Annotated in this window: 5 protein-coding genes; 2 read left to right on the forward strand and 3 right to left on the reverse strand. The window is 65.6% G+C overall.

The features are described from left to right. Nucleotides 1-456 precede the first annotated feature (456 nt). Both VD972_RS04530 and VD972_RS04535 read left to right on the forward strand, forming a co-directional pair. Nucleotides 457-1,029 (forward strand): hypothetical protein, encoded by a 573-nt coding sequence (locus tag VD972_RS04530; RefSeq protein ID WP_324981289.1) that lies wholly within the window; start codon nucleotides 457-459, stop codon nucleotides 1,027-1,029. A 93-nt stretch (nucleotides 1,030-1,122) separates the two neighbouring features. Then, nucleotides 1,123-1,917, forward strand: coding sequence for a hypothetical protein (locus VD972_RS04535; protein ID WP_324981292.1), 795 nt, complete (start codon nucleotides 1,123-1,125; stop codon nucleotides 1,915-1,917). A gap of 59 nt (nucleotides 1,918-1,976) precedes the next feature. Here the strand turns inward: VD972_RS04535 and VD972_RS04540 are convergent, their stop codons facing one another. The 3 genes from VD972_RS04540 to VD972_RS04550 all read right to left on the reverse strand — a co-directional run. After that, complete coding sequence (locus VD972_RS04540; protein ID WP_414653983.1) at nucleotides 1,977-2,420, reverse strand: hypothetical protein; 444 nt, start codon at nucleotides 2,418-2,420, stop codon at nucleotides 1,977-1,979. A gap of 2 nt (nucleotides 2,421-2,422) precedes the next feature. Then, nucleotides 2,423-3,082: an anti-sigma factor family protein gene (locus tag VD972_RS04545; RefSeq protein ID WP_324981298.1), complete on the reverse strand. Its 660-nt coding sequence runs from the start codon at nucleotides 3,080-3,082 to the stop codon at nucleotides 2,423-2,425. A gap of 68 nt (nucleotides 3,083-3,150) precedes the next feature. Beyond that, nucleotides 3,151-3,524: RNA polymerase sigma factor (locus tag VD972_RS04550; RefSeq protein WP_324981301.1), on the reverse strand; the 374-nt coding region annotated here is incomplete at its 5' end.

Consider the following 3,524-nt stretch of genomic DNA (forward strand, 5'->3'; position numbering starts at 1 on the left):
CCGCGCCACCTTCGTCTGCCGCGCCACCTTCGTCTGCCGCTTGACCTGATCACGCCGCTGAGTCTTCGCCATGGTCTCGTCTCCCTGAGGTGCTGGTTGCTTGTGCCGTACTCGACCACCCGACCCGCCGCCGCCCCGCGCATTCCTCAGGAGCAACCGTCATGCCGCGTGACAACCCCCTGTTTTCAGGAGGTATGCTCGATCCGAAAGGATCAGGCTCCCCCCTGATGCGGCTGTCGTTTTTTCAGAACGGCGCCGATGACCGGAACGAATGACCGACCCGCCTCAGCCCTGCGTACGAGGGAACGTCAACCGGTGTACATGTTGTTACAAAGACATGTGTCGCCGCGGCGCGTCACCTGCCTCTCGCCAGGACTCCTTACACCACGGACAATTTGCTTTTGGCGGCTTTAGCCGTTTCAATGGAAGTAGGGGGATCCCCGAGGTGCCAGAACGATGGACCTGAAGACGCGCCCGCCCAAGGCCGAGCCCGGAACGAGCGATCCCTTCGCGAACTCCCAGATAGTCGGGCAGTCCATTCTCGCCATCGTGGGCGGCATGGAGGTCGTGCAAGCCCGAGCCCTGCGAATCCTGGCGGAGTTCGGCATCTCACCCCTCAAGGCGGACGTCTGGTACCCGATGACGGCCCTCCTCAACTCCTTCCGGCTCATCTTCGAGAAGATCGGCCCCAGCACGGTGCGGGCCATCGGCCGGAAGATCCCCGAGAACGCGCACTTCCCCTCGGACATGGATTCTTTGGAGAAGGGACTGCGCTCCATCGATGTTGCCTACCATATGAACCACCGGGGGACGGACGACATCGGTGGCTACCACTACGACCAGACGGACCGGCGCAGCGCGAGGATGGTGTGCGACAACCCGTACCCCTGCGATCTGGATCTCGGACTGATCGAGGCTATCTGTGATCGCTTCCGTCCCAAGGACGCGCTCTGGGTGCGGATTGAGCACGATCCGAAGACCTGTCGTCGAAGAGGAGACTCTTCCTGCACGTACAACATCGCCTGGTAGAGCAACTCGCCAGGTCGGATGGCTAAGCAAGAACCTCGGCCGTTTGGGAACCGGTAGGTCGGGCGTTATCATCAGCAAGGTCGGGAGGAAGCCATGAAGGTCGTCCTGGAGCACATCACCGCGCGGCAAGAGGTATTTGCCAGCCATCCCTTCTTCGAGGATCTGAAACAGGACCGGCCGGTCGAGCAAATCATGGCTTTCGCGCCCCGGCTGGCTTTCTGGGTGATGACCTTCCAGGACGTGCTGCGGCTGAACGCGCACTTCATCACCGACCCGGGCTTGAAGAAGCTGGCCGTCCAGCACCGCTCCGAAGAAGTGGGCCATGACCGGTGGTTCTTCGAGGACATCCAGGAGATCACCGGCAAGCAGCTCTCGGTGAGTGCCCTGTACGGCCGCGCCCACACCGCCATCCGGGACGCCACCTACGCGCTCATCTCCGAGGTGTACCGGCCGATGGATGATCGGCTGCGCATTGTCCTGGTGCTGACCATGGAGGCCACCAGCCACATCTTCTTCGGGCGCACCTCCATCATGGTGTCCGCGAAGGGCTGCGGCCAGCGGCTGCGCTACTTCTCCGACTTCCACGTGCAGGTGGAGCAGCAGCACGAGGTGTTCGAGGAGGAGATGGAGCGGCGGCTGCGCTCCCTGGAGCTGACCCCGGAGCTGCGCTTGCAGGCGGTCGCGCTGGTGGATCGCGCCTATGCCGCCTTCGAGCTGATGCTCCAGGGGCTGCGCACGGAGATCAACGCCCCCGTCGAGCCGCTGATGCCGACCCGGCTGCCGGAGCCCCTGTCCGCGGCCTCCACCTCGCGCCCGCACGTCGCACCGGCGAAGCCAGACTCCGCGACGGAAGAGCGCGAGGCGCACCCACAAATCCTGGCGGTCTAGCCAGGCTCCCGGCACGAAGCCGCGGAGTGCCTCTGAGAGGACTCCGCGCGCGGCGGGCGCTACTTGGGAGGCGGCGAGAGGACGAGGATGAGCTCCCCGCCCACGTGCTTGCCGGCCCTCTGGTAGACGGAGCCCTGACGCCCCAGCTCTACGTCCACGCCGGACTGGCGGGGGATCTCCACGCGCACCGTGGCGATGCCCTCCTTGAGTCCCAGCAGCTTCAGCGAGGCGTTGACGCCGTTGGGCAGCCGCACCTCGGTGGGCTTCTCCGCGGCCAGCTCGAGCGTCTCCAGCGACAGCCGCTTGAAGGAGGTGAAGCTGAAGTTCTGCTTGCGGAACGTCTCCTTCATCTGCGCCAGCTCGGGCGGCTCCACGGCGTCGCCCTTGTTGGAGGCGAGCACCACCTCCACCTGGAGCTTCACCTTCTGCTCCTGCGCTTGAGCCGCCAGGGGCGAGAGCAGCAGCCCCAACGAGAGCAGCGCCAGCATCGCCGTCGAGTGCATCCTCACAGAGAGCCTCCCTTGGGAGCCGGGTCGTCCTTCTTTGCCGGCAGCGTCTTCTGGGGAACGTTGCCCAGGGGCGCCTCCTCCATCTCCAGCTCGTCGCTCTGCGCCTCGTCGCCGCCACCCAGCGCGGGGGAAGCCCCGTGCGAGTGCGAGTCCTGATCCACGAGCCAGATGATGGTGCTGCCGTTGTCCGTCTCCATCACCACCGGGGCGACCTTGGCGGGCTCATAGGTGCGCACCGCCTGCACTGTCATCCGCTCACCGGCGTAGCCCGTCGGAGCCCTGCTGCCCAGCAGCAGCGGCACGGCCACCAACATGAGCACCGCGGCCGTGGCCAGCGAGGAGACCATGGCGGTGCGCTGGTAGAGGAACATCTCCGAGAGCGACAGGCGCAGGCGCTCCAGCAGCGGCGGCTTCTCCGGCGTCACCCGCGCCATCACCTTCTGGGTGAAGTCCTTGAAGTCCACCTCGTCCACCGCCATGTCCAGGCCCACGCGCAACAGCCCGGACTCGGCGCGCAGGTCCGCGGCGCGTCCCGTACACGCCTTGCACGCGGACAGGTGACGCTCGATGTTCACGCGCTCGGTGGGAGAGATCTCCCCGTCGATGTAGGGAGACAGCAGCGGGATGAACCGCTCGCACGCAGGATTTCCGGCCATGGCTTCACCTGGGTTGTTGGCAACTGCCCCTGTGTGACGCGAATTCACTGCCGATATTCCAAGCCTGCCTACTCACTGCCCACTCCGCTCTTGGCCTCGTCCAACTCCAGGTATTGGCTCAGGATTTTCTGAACCTTGGCCCGGGCGTGGAACAGCCGGCTCATCACCGTGCCCTTGGGAATGTCCAGGGTGCGGGACAGATCCTCGTAGGACATGCCCTCCACCTCTCGGAGCAGGAGGATGGCGCGGTGCTTCTCCGGGACGGCGGCCAGGGCCTCCTGGATCTTCTCGGCCAGCTCGCGCCGGAGCGCGCTCTTCTGGGGGTTGGTGCCCAGGCGGCTGCCCAGCGCGCCAATGTTGGCCTCGGACACATCCATGGGCATCGTCTCGTCGAACTCCACGGCCTCGCCCCCCGCCCCAGCCCGCTTGCGGATGATGTCGA

This window comes from Hyalangium sp. (assembly GCF_035629615.1).
In the GTDB taxonomy this organism is placed as follows: domain Bacteria; phylum Myxococcota; class Myxococcia; order Myxococcales; family Myxococcaceae; genus Hyalangium.

Coding starts and splice junctions, on each gene's coding strand:
- VD972_RS04530 (WP_324981289.1), top strand. CDS start 457: ATGGACCTGAAGACGCGCCCGCCCAAGGCCGAGCCCGGAACGAGCGAT.
- VD972_RS04535 (WP_324981292.1), top strand. CDS start 1,123: ATGAAGGTCGTCCTGGAGCACATCACCGCGCGGCAAGAGGTATTTGCC.
- VD972_RS04540 (WP_414653983.1), bottom strand. CDS start 2,420: ATGCACTCGACGGCGATGCTGGCGCTGCTCTCGTTGGGGCTGCTGCTC.
- VD972_RS04545 (WP_324981298.1), bottom strand. CDS start 3,082: ATGGCCGGAAATCCTGCGTGCGAGCGGTTCATCCCGCTGCTGTCTCCC.